Source organism: Klebsiella sp. BIGb0149 (assembly GCF_004362605.1).
Taxonomy (GTDB): Bacteria; Pseudomonadota; Gammaproteobacteria; order Enterobacterales; family Enterobacteriaceae; genus Klebsiella; species Klebsiella terrigena.
This window is the reverse complement of the sequence record NZ_SNYG01000002.1, coordinates 184545-201176: the sequence shown is the minus strand read 5'-3', so window position 1 is coordinate 201176 and position 16632 is coordinate 184545. Positions and strand designations below refer to the sequence as shown.

Genomic DNA, 16632 nt, shown 5'->3' with positions numbered 1-16632 from the left:
AAATTGTCTGAAATCAAAAAATTACCGTTAGTGGCTGTTACGCATTGGCTATTACTCCAAAAGGGGAGCGTCTCTTTTATTGATTCCGCGCATCCTGTATGATGCGCTCAGACTAACCTTAGCAACGCTGGTACTACTCCCTCACAATGACCCTTTTAGCTCTTGGCATTAATCACAAAACAGCCCCGATAGCGCTGCGAGAACGCGTAACGTTTTCGCCGGACACGCTCGATGAGGCGCTGGAGAGCTTGCTGGCTCAGCCAATGGTGCAGGGAGGTGTGGTGCTGTCGACCTGTAACCGCACGGAGCTCTATCTCAGCGTTGAGGAGCAGGATAATCTGCAGGAAGTGCTCATCCGCTGGCTGTGTGATTACCACCATCTTAATGAAGACGATCTGCGAAACAGCCTCTACTGGCACCAGGATAACGATGCGGTCAGCCATCTGATGCGCGTCGCCAGCGGCCTGGATTCGCTGGTGCTCGGCGAGCCGCAGATCCTCGGCCAGGTTAAAAAAGCCTTTGCGGACTCCAGCCGCGGGCATCTCAACGTCAGCGAGCTGGAGCGGATGTTCCAGAAGTCATTCTCCGTTGCTAAGCGCGTGCGCACCGAAACGGACATTGGCGCCAGCGCGGTCTCCGTCGCGTTCGCCGCCTGTACGCTGGCGCGACAAATCTTTGAATCGCTCTCCAGCGTTACCGTACTGCTGGTTGGCGCCGGGGAGACAATCGAGCTGGTGGCTCGCCACCTGCGCGAGCACCACGTACGCAAAATGGTCATTGCCAACCGCACCCGTGAACGCGCCCAGGTGCTGGCTGATGAAGTCGGCGCTGAGGTTATCGCCTTGAGCGACATCGATGAACGGCTGAAAGACGCCGATATCATTATTACTTCCACCGCCAGCCCGCTGCCGATAATTGGCAAAGGGATGGTGGAGCGTGCGCTGAAGGCGCGCCGCAATCAGCCGATGCTGCTGGTCGATATCGCGGTGCCCCGCGACGTCGAGCCGGAAGTGGGCAAGCTGGCGAACGCCTATCTCTACAGCGTCGACGACCTGCAAAACATCATTCAGCACAACCTGGCGCAGCGTAAAGCCGCTGCGGTACAGGCGGAATCGATCGTCGAGCAGGAAACCAGCGAATTTATGGCCTGGCTGCGCGCCCAGAGCGCCAGCGAGACTATCCGCGAATATCGCTCCCAGTCCGAACAGGTCCGCGAGGAGCTGACGCTGAAAGCGCTGGCGGCGCTGGAGCAGGGCGGTGATGCCCAGGAAATCATGCAGGACCTGGCGCGTAAGCTGACCAACCGCCTGATCCACGCGCCAACCAAATCTCTTCAGCAGGCTGCCCGTGACGGGGACGATGAACGCCTGCATATTCTGCGCAACAGCCTCGGGCTGGAATAGCGCCATTTCTCTCTTTTTTCAGGACAGGGTTAATTCACACCTATGAAGCCTTCTATTGTTGCCAAACTGGAAGCTCTGTACGAACGCCATGAGGAAGTTCAGGCGCTGCTGGGGGATGCTGCGACCATCGCCGATCAGGATCGATTCCGCGCGCTGTCGCGCGAGTACGCGCAGCTGAGCGACGTTGCACGCTGTTATACCGAATGGCGCCAGGTGCAGGATGATATTGAAACCGCGCAGATGATGCTTGACGATCCGGAGATGCGCGAAATGGCGCAGGAAGAGCTGCGCGACGCGAAAGATAAGAGCGAAGAGATGGAGCAGCAGCTGCAGGTTCTGCTGCTGCCGAAAGATCCCGACGATGAGCGTAACGCCTTTGTCGAAGTCCGCGCCGGTACCGGCGGAGACGAAGCGGCGCTGTTTGCCGGGGATCTGTTCCGCATGTACAGCCGCTACGCGGAAGCCCGCCGCTGGCGCGTGGAGATCCTCAGCGCCAACGAAGGCGAGCACGGCGGTTATAAAGAAGTGATTGCCAAAATCAGCGGCGACGGCGTCTACGGCCGGCTGAAGTTCGAGTCCGGCGGCCACCGCGTGCAGCGCGTACCGGCGACCGAATCGCAGGGGCGTATCCACACCTCCGCCTGTACCGTCGCGGTGATGCCGGAGCTGCCGGAAGCCGAAATGCCGGACATCAACCCGGCCGACCTGCGTATCGATACCTTCCGCTCCTCCGGGGCGGGCGGGCAGCACGTTAACACCACCGATTCCGCTATTCGTATTACCCACTTGCCGACCGGTATCGTCGTTGAGTGTCAGGACGAACGCTCTCAGCACAAGAACAAGGCCAAGGCGCTGTCGGTGCTGGGCTCGCGCATTCGCGCCGCCGAAGTGGCCAAGCGTCAGCAGGCGGAAGCGTCTACCCGACGTAACCTGCTGGGCAGCGGCGATCGTAGCGATCGTAACCGTACCTATAACTTCCCGCAGGGCCGCGTGACCGACCACCGCATCAACCTGACGCTCTACCGGCTGGATGAAACGATGGAAGGTAAGCTGGATATGCTCATTGAGCCGATTGTCCAGGAGTACCAGGCCGATCAGCTGGCAGCGCTTTCCGAGCAGGAATGATGATTTTTCAACAGTGGCTGGCGCAGGCGATTGCCCGACTGAGCGACAGCGAAAGCCCGCGCCGCGACGCGGAGATCCTGCTGGGACACGTGACCGGCAGGGCGCGGACTTACCTCCTCGCCTTTGGCGAAACGGCGCTGACCGATGACCAGCTGGCCGAGCTGGAGGCGCTGCTGAGCCGCCGCCAGCGCGGCGAACCGATCGCGCATCTGGTCGGTCAGCGCGAATTCTGGTCGCTGCCGCTGCTGGTGTCACCGGCAACCCTGATTCCGCGTCCGGACACCGAGTGTCTCGTCGAGCAGGCGCTGGCGCGGCTGCCGGCGACGCCGTGTCGGATCCTCGATTTAGGCACCGGCACCGGCGCGATTGCGCTGGCGCTGGCCAGCGAGCGTCCTGACTGTCGGGTGACGGCGGTCGATTTTATGCCCGACGCCGCCGCGCTAGCCGCGCGCAACGCGTCTCAGCTTGCCATCACCAACGTGACGGTGCTGCAGAGCAACTGGTTCAGCGCGCTGGCGGGCCAGCGGTTTGAAATCATCGTCAGCAACCCGCCCTATATCGACGAAACCGACCCGCATCTTGCGCAGGGCGACGTTCGCTTCGAGCCGAAAACGGCGCTTGTTGCCGCCGATAGCGGCCTTGCCGATCTGGCGCACATCGTTCGCGAAGGACGTCGCTTCCTGACCCCTGGCGGCTTAATGCTGCTGGAGCACGGCTGGAAGCAGGGCGCCGCGGTGCGCGGCCTGTTCCACGATGCGGGATATCTCGACGTGGTGACCTGCCGCGATTACGGCGATAACGACCGCCTGACGTTAGGACGTTTTCCGGCTATGGATAAGAAGGTTGGCGTATGAATCTGTTTACCGCAGTGCTGTATCTGCATATTGCGGCGGTGGTCGTGTCGGTCAGCCTGTTCGCGTTACGCTACTGGTGGAGCTACAGCGGCAGCCCGTGGCTTAACCGCCGCTGGGTACGCATCGTCCCGCACTGCAGCGACACGATGCTCTTTCTCAGCGGCGCCGGATTAATGGCAATAACGCACTATCTGCCGTTTACTGAAGACGGCACATGGCTGACTGAGAAGCTATTTGGCGTTATTATTTACATCGCATTGGGTTTTATCGCGCTGGGCCGTCGGCGTCCGCGCAGCCAGCAGAGCAGGTTTATCGCCTTCCTGCTGGCTTTGGTGGTGTTGTTCATCATCATACAACTCGCCATCACAAGAACACCGTTACTGGGGTAAGTCATGAGGTCACTAGCTGATTTCGAATTTAATAAAACGCCACTGTGCGATGGAATGGTCCTCATTTCTGAATTGATCCGCGACGACTTTCCAACGGATTACGTGCAGGACGAGCTGGAGCGGCTGCTGAGCCTGGCGCAGGAAGAGATCGCGACCTCGTGGGATCAGGAGCGTCAGCTGGAGCGGCTGCTGGAGCTTTTCTATCATGAATGGGGCTTCAGGGACTCCCACGGCGTCTACCGGCTGTCCGATGCCCTGTGGATCGATAAGGTATTGATTAACCGCCAGGGGAGCGCCGCGTCGCTGGGGGCGATTGTGCTGTGGATTGCCCAGCGCATGTCTCTGCCGGTGGTGCCGGTGATTTTCCCGACGCAGATGCTGCTGCGCGCGGACCCTGAAACCAGCGAAGAGATGTGGCTGATTAACCCGTTCAACGGGGAAACGCTCAACGAGCACACGCTGGAAGTGTGGCTGAAGGGCAATATTAGCCCGGTGGCCGAGCTGTTCAATGAGGATCTTGATGAAGCGGATAACGCGGAAGTGATCCACAAGCTGCTCGACACCTTAAAATCGGCGCTGATGGAAGAGCGGCAGATGGAGCTGGCCCTGCGCGCCAGCGAAGCGCTGCTGCAGTTCAATCCGGAAGATCCGTACGAAATTCGCGACCGCGGGCTGATCTACGCCCAGCTCGAGTGCGACCACGTTGCGCTGCTGGATCTGAACTATTTCGTCGAACAGTGTCCTGAAGACCCGATCAGCGAAATGATCCGCGCGCAAATCAACACGATTTCGCACAAACAAATTACATTGCATTAGTCGATATACGCGAAATACGCCGCGCTGAGGCGGTTTTTAGGTATGACGCGTATTTATCTGGAATGATTCCGGTTACACCCTGATAAGGCGATCTTATGAAACAAAAAGTGGTTAGCATTGGTGATATCAACGTAGCAAACGACCTGCCTTTCGTCCTGTTTGGCGGGATGAACGTGCTGGAATCCCGCGATCTCGCGATGCGTATCTGCGAACACTACGTGACGGTGACGCAGAAGCTGGGCATTCCTTATGTGTTCAAAGCCTCTTTTGATAAAGCCAACCGTTCTTCCATCCACTCCTATCGCGGGCCGGGTCTGGAAGAAGGGATGAAGATTTTCCAGGAGCTGAAGCAGGCTTTCGGCGTGAAAATCATCACTGACGTTCATGAAGCCAGCCAGGCGCAGGCCGTGGCCGACGTGGTTGACGTGATTCAGCTGCCGGCGTTCCTCGCTCGCCAGACCGACCTGGTTGAAGCGATGGCGAAAACCGGGGCGGTGATCAACGTTAAGAAACCGCAGTTCGTGAGCCCGGGCCAGATGGGCAACATCGTCGACAAGTTTATTGAAGGCGGCAACGACAAGGTTATTCTGTGCGACCGCGGCGCTAACTTCGGCTACGACAACCTGGTTGTTGATATGCTGGGCTTTGGGGTGATGAAAAAAGCCTCCAACAACTCGCCGGTTATCTTTGACGTCACCCACGCTCTGCAGTGCCGTGACCCGTTTGGCGCCGCTTCTGGCGGTCGCCGTGCGCAGGTTGCTGAACTGGCGCGTGCCGGTATGGCGGTAGGTATTGCCGGCCTGTTTATTGAAGCGCACCCGGACCCGGAACATGCGAAATGCGACGGCCCGTCCGCGCTGCCGCTGGATAAGCTGGAGCCGTTCCTCAAGCAAATGAAGGCAATCGACGATCTGGTTAAAGGATTTGACGAGCTGGATACCAGCAAGTAGCGGTCCCTGATATGACAAAAGCCTGCCGGTTGCAAAACCGGCAGGCTTTTTTATGCATCCTCCCCCGGTCCGCGTCGCGCGGCCGGGGGAGGTGAATCAGGCAAAAATGGTCATCAGATAGGCGGCGAATAGCGCCAGGTGCGCCGCGCCGTTGAGCACGTTGGTGCGTCCGGTCGAGAAAGAGATCTGGCACAGCACCAGGGATGAAACCATTACGATCATCTCCGGCGACCCGAGGCCAAAGTGCAGCTCATTGCCGGTTAAAAAGGCAATCAGGGTCACGACCGGAACGGTCAGAGAGATGGTGGCCAGCACCGAACCGAAGAACAGATTCATCGCGCGCTGTACCTGATTGTTTAACACCGCCTTCAGGGCACCCAGGCCTTCCGGGGAGAGGATCAGCAGCGCCACCAGGAAACCGGTAAAGGCCACCGGCGCGTTCATGCTGGTCAGCAGCGTCTCCAGCGGGTTGGCGTTCATCTTGGTCACCGCAATCACCGCAATCAGGTGAATGAGCAGCCACGCGGTGTGCCAACCGCTGCTGTGCGCCGACGGCTTGCCGTGATGCGGGTCGTCGTCGTCGCCGTCATCTTCATGCTCATAAATAAACAGGCTCTGGTGCGTTTTGGTCTGAATCAACAGGAAAACGCCGTACATGGCCGCCGAAATAAGCGCCACCAGCAGCGCCTGGCCGGTGGAGAAATTGGCGCCAGGCAGGGCCATGGGAAACACCAGCACGATAATCGCCAGCGGGAAGAGGGCGATTAAATACTGCTTGATGCCGAACAGATTCATGTACTGGGTGGCAAACTTACGCCCGCCCAGCAGCAGCGAGAAGCCGACCAGGCCGCCGGTAACGATCATGATTATCGAGTACAGGGTGTCGCGCATCAGCGTCGGCGCCGCGTCGCCGGTGGCCATCAGCGCGGAAATCAGGCTAACTTCAAGAATGACGACCGACAGGCTTAGAATTAGCGAACCGTAGGGCTCGCCCAGGCGGTGGGCCAGCACGTCCGCGTGGCGTACTACGCTGAATGCGCTGCTGAGAATGCCGACTAACGCCAGAATATTAATCGCAATAACCACTGGCAGTGACTGGCTACTTCCGAAGAAGAAAAGCACCGCCAGTGCCAGCAGCGGAAATACGAGGGACGTCTCCTTGTGGCGGGTTTTTACCGCCTCATGTGCATGGGTCATGAACCATCTCCATATTGTGCAGGTGTTATAATTATAGATACTGTAAGTTGATAAAATAACAGACATTACGGGAATTGATTGCTTTTTTTACTTAAATTTACCGCTATCAACCACTAATGGTGTTAGATTGCTATAACCTGCTGTTATTGCACTTTTATATTTACTATTCAGATAATTACTAAAGTCAACTTCTCACTCCCTCCCGCCTTGCGTAGGGCAATATTGCGTTCCAGACTTAAATTCCAGCCCCTTTCTGGAGAACACTATGCCTTATCACAGTAAAAAAGACCTACCCGACAGCGTCCGCCACGTCCTGCCTGAACATGCCCAGGAGATTTATAAAGAAGCCTTTAATAGCGCCTGGGACCAGTACAAGCATAGCGAGGACCGTCGGGGCGACGCCAGCCGCGAAGAGACGGCGCATAAAGTGGCCTGGGCGGCGGTAAAACATGACTATCAAAAGGGAGACGATGACCGCTGGCACAGGAAGTCATAGCCGATCCTGCTACCCGCGCGGCGCCTGAGCAGCGTTAATTGCTAATTGCCAAATAAAGCTGGATAATAATTCAGCAATGTTTCACAAGAATGTTTCACAAGGATGGCATCAGATAAACGCCGGGAAGCGGGCAGTGGCGGAGGTAGTAGAAAGTGTTAACACGTGATTTCTTAATCAATGCGGATTGTAAAACGGCGTTTGGCGCTATTGAGGAATCGCTACTCTGGTCGGCAGAGCAACGGGCAGCCTCCCTGGCGGCCACTTTAGCCTGTCGTCCGGACGCGGGATCGGTATGGATTTTTGGCTACGGTTCGCTGATGTGGAACCCGGCCCTCGAGTATCGCGAGTCCTGTACCGGTACGCTGCCGGGCTGGCACCGCGCCTTTTGCCTGCGGCTCACCGCCGGGCGCGGAAGCGCGCATCAGCCGGGGCGCATGCTGGCGCTGAAGGAGGGCGGGCGCACCACCGGCGTCGCCTATCGCCTGCCGGACTGCACGCTGGAAGAGGAGCTCACCCTGCTGTGGAAGCGAGAGATGATCACCGGCTGCTATCTGCCGACCTGGTGCAAGCTGGAGCTCGACGACGGTCGGACGGTCAACGCGCTGGTCTTCATTATGGATCCGCGTCATCCGCTGTTCGAAGCCGATACCAGCGCCCAGGTGATCGCGCCGCTGATCGCCAAAGCCAGCGGTCCGCTTGGCACCAACGCCCAGTACCTTTTCTCGCTCGAGCAGGAGCTGCGCAAGCTCGGCATGCACGATGATTGCCTCGACGAGCTGGTCGGCAAGGTGCGAAATCTGTTGGGCGATTGCGGTCAGCCGGGGCTGGCCTGAGAAATGCCCGGGAGACCCGGGCATGAAGAGACGTTTGACGCTGCGGTCGCAACGCGTTCAGCGGATGCCTCAGGCGGGAACGTAGCTGATTGAGTGCTCCAGCGACTGGCTGTGGCTATCGATAAGCACGTTCCAGGTGCCGCTGTAGGGCACGGTCATATACGCGCTGTCCCGATCCTGCACGCTCAGCACATCCGCGTGGCTGTCGCCTGGAACCTTCGCGCTCATCAGGTGAATATGGCAGCGCTCTGAACAACGCACCACCAGCGTATCACCGCCAAACAACGTCAAACTTGCTTTTACCATTGCCATTTTCCAACCCCGTCTTTGTCAGCCCACGGCATCCTGCCCGTTCAATCCTGCGCGTGATATTGTTCACACTTTGCTCATGGCATAACACCAAATGGGGAAGGTACGGATGATGATTTTGATCAAAAAAAGGATAAAGATTCAACAAAAATGACGTTGTTCCTGAAAGCATTCAGCTGGCATATCTTTTAACGCAATAAACGCTGCCAGCCTGGTATTTAATCCTGCTAAAGAGGGTTAACTCAGAAGGTCAGGACTTTATCCGCCGCCAGCGTCCACTGCGCCAGCTCAACCAGCGTGCCGATCTCAACGCCATCGATCAGCGGCAGGGAGGTTATCCCCCGGCCGTCGGTACAGGTTTTGCACAGCTTCACCGGCACGTCCTGCGCGGTGAGGATCTCCAGCATCTGCTGAATGTTATAGCCTTCCGCCGGTTTTTGACCGCGTAGCCCGGCGGTAACCGCGTCGGACATTAAAAACACCTTCAGCGTCAGTTCGGACTGCTGTTCGCGCAGGGCAATCGCCAGGCGCAGGCTGTTGAACAGGGATTCGCTACCGTAGGCAGCGCCGTTGGCGATAAGCACAATACTTTGCATAAGGACTCCTTTGTATAAGGCACGGTTATTGCTTAGCTGAAGTATAAAGCGTTAACCCTGGAGAGAGCATGAATAATACGGCCGGCACCGTGCCTGAAGCAAACGACTGGTTCCAACATGCGCGCCAGCTCCAGAGGCAGCAGCTGCGTCAGCTGGCGCAGCAGGGCGCGCTGGCCAATCAGATAAGCGCCCTGGTGCATATGCTGCAGTGCGAGCGCGGAGCCTCCAATATCTGGCTATGTTCCGGCGGCCGGCTCTACGCCGCGGAGTGTCGGGCCGGCGGGGCGCTGGTGAATGAACAGCTGGCCGCCTTTCGCCAGGCGCTGGAGCCGGCGCGCGCCAGCGCCAGCAGCGCCCTGTGCTGGCGTATCGCCAGCGCGGTGTGGTATCTCGATCAGCTTCCCACCCTGCGCGAGGCGGTGCGCCTGCGCACTATCGCCGCCGAAGAGGCGACCGGCCAGTTCAGCCGCATTATCCGGCACCTGCTGAATATCGTCCCGCAGCTCAATGACAGCATCGACGATCCGCAGATTGCCGGAAGGATGGTGGCGCTCTACAGCTTTATGCAGGGCAAGGAGCTGGTGGGGCAGGAGCGCGCGCTGGGGGCGCTGGGCTTTGCCCGCGGCCAGTTCAGCGACGAGCTGCGCCAGCTGCTGGTGGACCGTATCGACGGGCAGCAGCCGTGCTTTGACAGCTTTCTGGCCCTGGCCGACGCGGCGCAGACCGCGCTGTTTAATGAGCAGTGCCAGGCCGGCCTCGAAATAGAGCAGCTTCGGCGTATCGCCTGTACCCGTCAGCCCTCGGAGGATAGCGGCGAGACGGCGCTGCGCTGGTTCTGCGCCCAGACGCAGCGTCTGGAGCTGATGCGCGGTCTGGAAGAGCGGCTGATTAGCGATCTGCTCGACGCCGCCGATCGGCTGCTGCAGGGGAGCGGGCCGGAGATGCCGCCCGACCGCTGGCCGGAAGAGGACGGCGGCGATGACGTTGCGCGACGGCTGGACAGGCAGCTGCTGCCGCTGGTTCGCCAGCAGGCGTATGAGCTGCAGCAGCTCTCCGGCCAGCTGGCGTCGCTAAAGGATAGTCTCGAAGAGCGTAAGGTCATTGAGAAGGCCAAAAGCGTCCTGATGTCCCACCAGGGGATGAATGAAGAGCAGGCCTGGCAGGCGCTGCGCAAGATGGCGATGGATAAGAATCAGCGGATGGTGGAAATCGCCCGCGCCCTGCTGATGGTCAAGTCATTATGGCCGCTAACCCCAAAGGAGTAGGTGCACAATGAGTGGGCATTCTCTGCCTGTAGACGGTGCAATTTTGGCCCTGACCGCCGCTGCAGCGGGGGGAAAACCGGCAAAAACAGCCATATGGAAAACTGGCATCCCGTTTGCATTAGCTAAATCGAGTTAGTTCACCATTTTTGGGCAGCAGGCCAACGGCGGCATGCGGGTCCATGGATAAAGGCGTCCTGCAGTGCGTAAGCACTGTCGGGCGCTTTTTTTTGCGCGTTCTGGAGCGGGTATGGGCGATAAGATTTCGATGACACGGCGGCGTTTTCTACAGGCAGGGGCCGCGCTTGGCGGCGCGATGCTGCTGCCTGGGCTGATGCAGTCAGCGTGGGCGGCAGGCTCCGATAAGCCGGAGCAAACCACCGTGCGGGTGGGCTTTATTCCGCTAACCGACTGCGCGCCTTTGGCGATCGCGTCGCTGAAAGGCTTTGATAAAAAATACGGCATTACCCTTGTGCCGACCAAAGAGGCCAGCTGGGCGGCGGTGCGCGACAAGCTGATCTCCGGCGAGCTGGATGCGGCGCATATCCTCTACGGCCTGCTGTACGGCCTCGAGCTGGGTATTGCCAGCAAACCGCAGTCCATGGCCAACCTGATGACCCTCAACCGCAACGGGCAGGCCATCACCCTGTCACGGGACCTGCAGGACAAAGGCGTAACCGATCTTCCCGGCCTGAAGCGGCTGATTGGCCAGAGCGCGCCGGGTAGCTACACCTTTGCCCATACCTTTCCTACCGGCACCCACGCGATGTGGCTCTATTACTGGCTGGCCAGCGGTGGCATCAATCCGTTTGAGGATGTGCGCACCGTCGTCGTGCCGCCGCCGCAGATGGTGATGAACATGCGGATCGGCAACATGGTGGGCTTTTGCGTCGGCGAGCCGTGGAACGCGCGGGCCATCAACGATCGCATCGGTTTTACCGCCGCCACCTCTCAGGATATCTGGCCGGATCATCCGGAAAAAATTCTCGGCACCCGCAGCGAGTGGGTGGAGCGTAATCCGAATACCGCCCGGGCGCTGGTTGCGGCGGTAATGGAGGCCTCGCGCTGGATAGAGGCTTCGCCAGAGAACACCCGCGAGACGGCGCGCATCCTGGCGAAACGCGCGTGGCTGAATACCAAAGAACAGTACCTCACCGGGCGGATGCTGGGTGAATACGACAACGGACTGGGGCGCAGCTGGCAGGACGCGCACCCGATTCGTTTCTACGACCGCGGCGAAGTTAGCTTCCCGTGGCTGTCGGATGGCATGTGGTTCATGACCCAGTTCCGACGCTGGGGGCTGCTTAAAGCGGCGCCGGATTATCAGGCGGTGGCGCAGCGTATTAACCGAATTGACGTATGGAAAGAGGCGGCGCAGGCCGTTGGCGGCATCAGCGCGCCGGGTCAGGTGATGCGCAGCAGCACATTGATGGACGGAACGGTCTGGACGGGGGCCGATCCTGAAGGCTACGCCCGCGGCTTTGCGATTCAACGTATGGGGGCATGAGATGAAACACGCGCAAAAAAATAGTACTCAACCTGCAGTCGCCAGCGCTGAAAAAGCGCCGGGCGAAGTCATTATCCTGCCGCCGGTGCAGGTCCGTCGCCCAACGCCCGCCGTCACGCGCTGGCTGCGCGAAGGCGTCCAGCGGGTGCTGCCGCCGCTGCTGGGGCTGGGGCTGCTCCTGTTCTGCTGGCAGATGGCGGCGATTAACGGTAAAGGCTTCCCGACGCCGCTCAGCACGCTTGATTCGGCGCTGACGCTGTTTGCCGACCCGTTTTATCAGGACGGCCCTAATGACATGGGTATCGGCTGGAACGTGCTGGCATCGCTGCAGCGCGTGGCGGTGGGCTTCGGCCTCGCGGCGCTGGTCGGCATTCCGCTGGGCTTCCTGATTGGCCGTTCGCTGTTCTTCGCCCGCATGTTTAATCCGCTGATCGCGCTGCTGCGTCCGGTCAGCCCGCTGGCCTGGCTGCCAATCGGCCTGCTGCTGTTCCAGAAAGCGGAGCCCGCGTCGAGCTGGACCATCTTTATCTGCTCTATCTGGCCGATGGTGATCAATACCGCCGAAGGCGTCCGGCGTATCCCGCAGGACTATCTGAACGTGGCGCGCGTTTTGCAGCTTTCCGAATGGACGGTGATGCGCCGCATTCTCTTTCCGGCGGTGCTGCCCGCCGTGCTGACCGGGGTGCGCCTGTCGATAGGCATCGCCTGGCTGGTGATTGTCGCCGCTGAAATGCTCACCGGCGGTCTGGGGATTGGGTTCTGGATCTGGAACGAATGGAACAACCTCAACGTAGAAAACATCATTATCGCCATCGTCATTATCGGCGTCGTCGGCCTGCTGCTTGAGCAGGGCCTCATGCTTATCGCCCGCCGCTTCAGCTGGCAGGAAAAATAGGAGTCGCTATGAAACCATTAATTCAGGTACAGGCCGTCAGCCAGCGTTTCAATACCGCCAGCGGCGAGTTTTTGGCTCTGCAAAACGTCTCCTTCGATATCTACGAAGGGGAGACCGTCAGCCTGATCGGCCACTCCGGCTGCGGAAAATCGACGCTGCTGAATCTGATTGCCGGGATTACGCTGCCGACGGAAGGAGGCCTGCTGTGCGATAACCGCGAAATCGCCGGGCCGGGGCCGGAGCGGGCGGTGGTGTTTCAAAACCACTCCCTGCTGCCGTGGCTGACCTGCTTTGACAACGTCGCGCTGGCGGTGGATCGGGTCTTTCGCCGCACCATGAGCAAGGCCGAGCGCCGGGAGTGGATTGAGCACAATCTCGACCGGGTGCAGATGGGCCATGCGCTGCACAAGCGCCCGGGGGAAATCTCCGGGGGAATGAAGCAGCGCGTGGGGATCGCCAGGGCGCTGGCGATGAAGCCAAAGGTGCTGCTGCTGGATGAACCCTTCGGCGCGCTCGACGCCCTGACCCGTGCCCATCTGCAGGACGCGGTCATGCAAATTCAGCAGGCGCTGAACACCACCATCGTGATGATTACCCACGACGTTGATGAGGCGGTGCTGCTGTCGGACCGGGTGATGATGATGACCAACGGCCCGGCGGCGACGGTCGGTGAAATCCTCGATATCAATCTCCCCCGGCCGCGCAATCGCGTGCAGCTGGCGGACGATAGCCGCTATCACCACCTGCGCCAGCAGATCCTGCACTTCCTCTACGAAAAACAGCCGAAAGCGGCGTAGGGGGCGGCGCTACTCGCCTGAAGGTGACCGGTCTTGAGCCGTTCAGCCCCGCTGACGGCGCGGCCGGAAACCCGCGGATCGCCAGAATGGCTTTTTCAACCTTCTTCAATGCAGCCGCGTGCTGCAGGACAAATCACTATGACAAAACCTGTTTTGGTGCTGATCGGACACGGCATGGTCGGTCACCACTTTCTTGAGCAATGCGTCAGCCGTAACCTGCATCAACAGTATCGTATCGTGGTGTTCTGCGAAGAGCGCTACGCCGCCTATGACCGGGTGCATCTGTCGGAATATTTCGCCGGCCGCAGCGCGGAATCGCTGTCGCTGGTGGAGGGCGACTTCTTTACCGACAACGGGATTGAGCTGCGCCTCAGCGAGCCGGTGGCCGCCATTGACCGCGAGGCGCGGGTGGTTCGCGATGCTCACGGCCACGAAACCCACTGGGACAAGCTGGTGCTGGCCACCGGCTCTTACCCCTTCGTTCCGCCGGTCCCGGGAAACGATCTTGACGGCTGCTTCGTCTACCGTACGCTGGACGATCTTGACCGGATCGCCGCCTGCGCCAGCGGGGCGAAGCGCGGAGTGGTGATTGGCGGCGGCCTGCTGGGGCTGGAGGCCGCCAATGCGCTCAAGCAGCTGGGGCTGGAAACCCACGTGGTGGAGTTTGCGCCGAACCTGATGGCGGTGCAGCTGGACGGCCCGGGAGCGGCCATGCTGCGGGAAAAAATTAGCGATATTGGCGTCGGAGTGCATACCAGCAAGGCGACCCAGCAGATCGTCCGCGAGGCCAGCGGGCTGGCGCTTAACTTTGCCGACGGCGGCTCGCTCAGCACCGATATGGTGGTGTTCTCCGCCGGTATCCGCCCGCAGGACGCGCTGGCGCGCAGCAGCGGGCTGGCGGTGGGCGAGCGCGGCGGTATCTGTATCGACGATCGCTGCCGCACCTCCGACCCGGACGTGCTGGCCATCGGCGAGTGCGCCCTGTGGGAGAATAAAATTTACGGCCTGGTGGCGCCGGGCTATCAGATGGCGAGAACGGCGGCGGCGGATCTGGCCGGAGAAGAGGCGCGCTTCGGCGGGGCGGATATGAGCACCAAGCTCAAGCTGCTGGGCATCGACGTCGCCTCCTTCGGCGACGCTCAGGGGCGCACGCCCGGTAGTCAGAGCTATCAGTGGACCCACGGACCGGAGCAGATTTATAAAAAAATCGTCGTCAGCCAGGATGGCAAAAAGCTACTTGGCGGCGTGCTGGTGGGCGACGCCAGCGATTACTCCACCCTGCTGCAGATGATGCTCAACGACATGGCGCTGCCGTCGCGCCCGGAAAGCCTGATCCTGCCGGCCCTTGAGGGCAGCGCGCCGAAGGCGCTCGGCGTGGCGGCGCTGCCGGACAGCGCGCAAATCTGCTCCTGCCATAACGTCAGTAAAGGCGATATTTGCCAGGCGGTCAGCGGCGGCGCGGGTGATATGGCAGCGATCAAAAGCTGTACCAAAGCCGCGACCGGCTGCGGCGGCTGCAGCGCGCTGGTCAAGCAGGTGATGGAGTATCAGCTCTCCGCCCAGGGCGTCGAGGTCAAAAAAGATATCTGCGAGCACTTCCCGTGGTCGCGGCAGGAGATTTATCACCTCGTGCGCGTGAATCACATTCGTACCTTTGAACAGCTGATTGCCCGCTACGGCCAGGGGCACGGCTGCGAAATCTGTAAACCGCTGGTGGCCTCGGTGCTGGCCTCCTGTTGGAACGAATATCTGCTGAAGCCGGCGCATTTGCCGCTGCAGGATACTAACGACCGCTACTTCGCCAACATCCAGAAGGACGGCACCTATTCGGTGGTGCCGCGGATGGCGGCCGGCGAGGTGACGCCTGACGGCCTGATTGCCATCGGGCAGATTGCCAAACGCTACCAGCTGTACAGCAAAATTACCGGCGGCCAGCGGATCGATCTCTTTGGCGCTCGTCTGGAAGAGCTGCCGGCCATCTGGCGCGAGCTGGCGGATGCCGGGTTTGAAACCGGCCACGCCTACGGCAAATCCTTGCGCACGGTGAAATCCTGCGTCGGCTCCACCTGGTGCCGCTACGGCGTGCAGGATTCTACCGGCCTGGCGGTGACCCTTGAACATCGCTACAAGGGCCTGCGCGCGCCGCATAAGATCAAAATGGCGGTCTCCGGCTGCACGCGGGAATGTGCCGAAGCGCAGGGCAAAGATATCGGGGTGATCGCCACCGAGAAGGGCTGGAATCTTTACGTCTGCGGCAACGGCGGCATGAAGCCGCGCCATGCGGACCTGTTTGCCAGCGATATCGACGATGCGACGCTGATCCGCACCGTCGACCGTTTGCTGATGTTCTATATCCGCACTGCCGATCGCCTGCAGCGAACCAGCACCTGGCTGGACAACCTTGAGGGCGGCATCGACTATCTGCGCGAGGTGATCCTCGAGGACAGCCTCGGGATCGGCGAAGAGCTGGAGCAGGAGATGGCGCGGGTAGTGGACAGCTACCAGTGCGAGTGGCAAACCACCCTTAACGATCCGCAGCGCCTGTCGCTGTTCCGCTCCTATGTCAACAGCGAGCAGCCGGACGATGCGGTGCAGCGCCAGCCGCTTCGCGGCCAGCCGCAGCCGGTGGCGGCGCCCGTGCTGCATGAAGGCGCGCCTTCGGCCCGACCGTGGCAGGCGATTTGCGATCTCGAGGCGATCCCCGCCGAGGCCGGGATCGGCGCGCGGCTCGGCGAGCGGCAGATAGCGCTGTTCCGCTTTGGCGAGCAGATTTACGCGCTCGATAACCTCGAACCCGGTAGCGACGCCAACGTGCTGTCGCGCGGGATCCTCGGCGACGCCGGAGGAGAGCCGATCGTCATCTCTCCGCTCTACAAACAGCGCATTCGCCTGCGCGACGGCCGCGCCTGCGACGGCGGCGAGCAGGCGGTACGCGCCTGGCCGATAAAAGTGGAGAACGGCAAAGTGTGGGTGGGCAACCAGGTTCTGCTGGCGCGCGCGGAGGCTTCCTGATGGCGAAGACCCGAACGAACGACTCCTGCCGGGCTCCCGTATCCCGGAACTGAACGCGCTGTTAACGGAAAATAATCCCCGGGCGGAAGATTCAGCATATTCCTGAAATTGGCCCGGGGGCTGCGGGCGATGGTAAAAAACGATAAACTTAGGTTCTGTTGCCATCCTTCGCGAGCCTCTGTCATCCGTTT

Annotated in this window: 16 protein-coding genes; 13 read left to right on the top strand and 3 right to left on the bottom strand. The window is 60.2% G+C overall.

The features are described from left to right. Positions 1–146: 146 nt before the first annotated feature. From hemA to kdsA, 6 genes are all read left to right on the top strand, one after another. The gene (gene hemA / locus EDF75_RS07685) at positions 147–1403 is read left to right on the top strand and encodes a glutamyl-tRNA reductase (protein ID WP_095101968.1); all 1257 of its coding nucleotides are present in this window, start codon (positions 147–149) and stop codon (positions 1401–1403) included. A gap of 42 nt (positions 1404–1445) precedes the next feature. Beyond that, positions 1446–2528, top strand: coding sequence for a peptide chain release factor 1 (gene prfA / locus EDF75_RS07680; protein WP_045858977.1), 1083 nt, complete (start codon positions 1446–1448; stop codon positions 2526–2528). After that, complete coding sequence (gene prmC / locus EDF75_RS07675) at positions 2528–3382, top strand: peptide chain release factor N(5)-glutamine methyltransferase (protein WP_133599405.1); 855 nt, start codon at positions 2528–2530, stop codon at positions 3380–3382. The genes prfA and prmC overlap by 1 nt, the downstream gene beginning before the upstream one ends. Continuing rightward, positions 3379–3771, top strand: a complete 393-nt coding sequence (gene sirB2, locus EDF75_RS07670) for an invasion regulator SirB2 (RefSeq protein ID WP_133598279.1) — start codon at positions 3379–3381, stop codon at positions 3769–3771. Before prmC ends, sirB2 begins: the two co-directional genes overlap by 4 nt. Positions 3772–3774: 3 nt before the next feature. Then, on the top strand, positions 3775–4587 hold the full coding sequence (gene sirB1, locus EDF75_RS07665; RefSeq protein WP_133598277.1) for an invasion regulator SirB1: 813 nt from the start codon (positions 3775–3777) through the stop codon (positions 4585–4587). 95 nt (positions 4588–4682) lie between these two features. Next, the gene (kdsA, locus tag EDF75_RS07660) at positions 4683–5537 is read left to right on the top strand and encodes a 3-deoxy-8-phosphooctulonate synthase (protein ID WP_041146098.1); all 855 of its coding nucleotides are present in this window, start codon (positions 4683–4685) and stop codon (positions 5535–5537) included. 96 nt (positions 5538–5633) lie between these two features. Here the strand turns inward: kdsA and chaA are convergent, their stop codons facing one another. Continuing rightward, positions 5634–6734 carry a sodium-potassium/proton antiporter ChaA gene (gene chaA / locus EDF75_RS07655; RefSeq protein ID WP_123708327.1) on the bottom strand — a complete coding sequence of 367 codons (1101 nt, stop codon included), beginning with the start codon at positions 6732–6734 and terminating at the stop codon, positions 5634–5636. Positions 6735–6999: 265 nt separating this feature from the next. Between chaA and chaB the strand changes: the two genes are divergently transcribed. After that, positions 7000–7230, top strand: a complete 231-nt coding sequence (gene chaB, locus EDF75_RS07650; RefSeq protein WP_041146096.1) for a putative cation transport regulator ChaB — start codon at positions 7000–7002, stop codon at positions 7228–7230. A 152-nt stretch (positions 7231–7382) separates the two neighbouring features. Beyond that, complete coding sequence (locus tag EDF75_RS07645; RefSeq protein WP_133598275.1) at positions 7383–8063, top strand: gamma-glutamylcyclotransferase; 681 nt, start codon at positions 7383–7385, stop codon at positions 8061–8063. A gap of 69 nt (positions 8064–8132) precedes the next feature. On the opposite strand, the gene EDF75_RS07640 is transcribed toward EDF75_RS07645, so the two are convergent. Then, positions 8133–8375, bottom strand: a complete 243-nt coding sequence (locus EDF75_RS07640; protein WP_076947669.1) for a DUF1883 domain-containing protein — start codon at positions 8373–8375, stop codon at positions 8133–8135. Between the two features lie 239 nt (positions 8376–8614). After that, on the bottom strand, positions 8615–8968 hold the full coding sequence (locus EDF75_RS07635; RefSeq protein WP_045858961.1) for a DsrE/DsrF/TusD sulfur relay family protein: 354 nt from the start codon (positions 8966–8968) through the stop codon (positions 8615–8617). Between the two features lie 68 nt (positions 8969–9036). Here EDF75_RS07635 and nasR point away from each other — a divergent pair, with 68 nt between their 5' ends. The 5 genes from nasR (at position 9037) to nirB (ending at position 16441) form a co-directional block, all read left to right on the top strand. Further along, entirely contained in the window at positions 9037–10233 is a 1197-nt protein-coding gene (gene nasR / locus EDF75_RS07630) for a nitrate regulatory protein NasR (RefSeq protein WP_133598273.1), read from the top strand. A 247-nt stretch (positions 10234–10480) separates the two neighbouring features. Beyond that, a complete protein-coding gene (locus EDF75_RS07625) occupies positions 10481–11737 on the top strand; it encodes a CmpA/NrtA family ABC transporter substrate-binding protein (RefSeq protein ID WP_133598271.1) in 1257 nt (418 codons plus the stop codon). 1 nt (position 11738) lies between these two features. Then, positions 11739–12632, top strand: a complete 894-nt coding sequence (ntrB, locus tag EDF75_RS07620; RefSeq protein ID WP_041146091.1) for a nitrate ABC transporter permease — start codon at positions 11739–11741, stop codon at positions 12630–12632. 8 nt (positions 12633–12640) lie between these two features. Then, positions 12641–13429, top strand: a complete 789-nt coding sequence (locus EDF75_RS07615) for an ABC transporter ATP-binding protein (protein WP_041146090.1) — start codon at positions 12641–12643, stop codon at positions 13427–13429. 174 nt (positions 13430–13603) lie between these two features. Next, positions 13604–16441, top strand: a complete 2838-nt coding sequence (gene nirB / locus EDF75_RS07610; protein WP_463671426.1) for a nitrite reductase large subunit NirB — start codon at positions 13604–13606, stop codon at positions 16439–16441. The last annotated feature ends 191 nt before the right edge of the window (positions 16442–16632 follow it).

What these genes read in the sequence shown, in the direction of transcription:
- EDF75_RS07625 (WP_133598271.1), top strand. Translation starts at nt 10,481, where the DNA reads ATGGGCGATAAGATTTCGATGACACGGCGGCGTTTTCTACAGGCAGGG.
- chaA (WP_123708327.1), bottom strand. Translation starts at nt 6,734, where the DNA reads ATGACCCATGCACATGAGGCGGTAAAAACCCGCCACAAGGAGACGTCC.
- prmC (WP_133599405.1), top strand. Translation starts at nt 2,528, where the DNA reads ATGATTTTTCAACAGTGGCTGGCGCAGGCGATTGCCCGACTGAGCGAC.
- hemA (WP_095101968.1), top strand. Translation starts at nt 147, where the DNA reads ATGACCCTTTTAGCTCTTGGCATTAATCACAAAACAGCCCCGATAGCG.
- EDF75_RS07615 (WP_041146090.1), top strand. Translation starts at nt 12,641, where the DNA reads ATGAAACCATTAATTCAGGTACAGGCCGTCAGCCAGCGTTTCAATACC.
- nirB (WP_463671426.1), top strand. Translation starts at nt 13,604, where the DNA reads ATGGTCGGTCACCACTTTCTTGAGCAATGCGTCAGCCGTAACCTGCAT.
- EDF75_RS07640 (WP_076947669.1), bottom strand. Translation starts at nt 8,375, where the DNA reads ATGGCAATGGTAAAAGCAAGTTTGACGTTGTTTGGCGGTGATACGCTG.
- sirB1 (WP_133598277.1), top strand. Translation starts at nt 3,775, where the DNA reads ATGAGGTCACTAGCTGATTTCGAATTTAATAAAACGCCACTGTGCGAT.
- prfA (WP_045858977.1), top strand. Translation starts at nt 1,446, where the DNA reads ATGAAGCCTTCTATTGTTGCCAAACTGGAAGCTCTGTACGAACGCCAT.
- EDF75_RS07635 (WP_045858961.1), bottom strand. Translation starts at nt 8,968, where the DNA reads ATGCAAAGTATTGTGCTTATCGCCAACGGCGCTGCCTACGGTAGCGAA.
- chaB (WP_041146096.1), top strand. Translation starts at nt 7,000, where the DNA reads ATGCCTTATCACAGTAAAAAAGACCTACCCGACAGCGTCCGCCACGTC.
- kdsA (WP_041146098.1), top strand. Translation starts at nt 4,683, where the DNA reads ATGAAACAAAAAGTGGTTAGCATTGGTGATATCAACGTAGCAAACGAC.
- ntrB (WP_041146091.1), top strand. Translation starts at nt 11,739, where the DNA reads ATGAAACACGCGCAAAAAAATAGTACTCAACCTGCAGTCGCCAGCGCT.
- nasR (WP_133598273.1), top strand. Translation starts at nt 9,037, where the DNA reads ATGAATAATACGGCCGGCACCGTGCCTGAAGCAAACGACTGGTTCCAA.
- sirB2 (WP_133598279.1), top strand. Translation starts at nt 3,379, where the DNA reads ATGAATCTGTTTACCGCAGTGCTGTATCTGCATATTGCGGCGGTGGTC.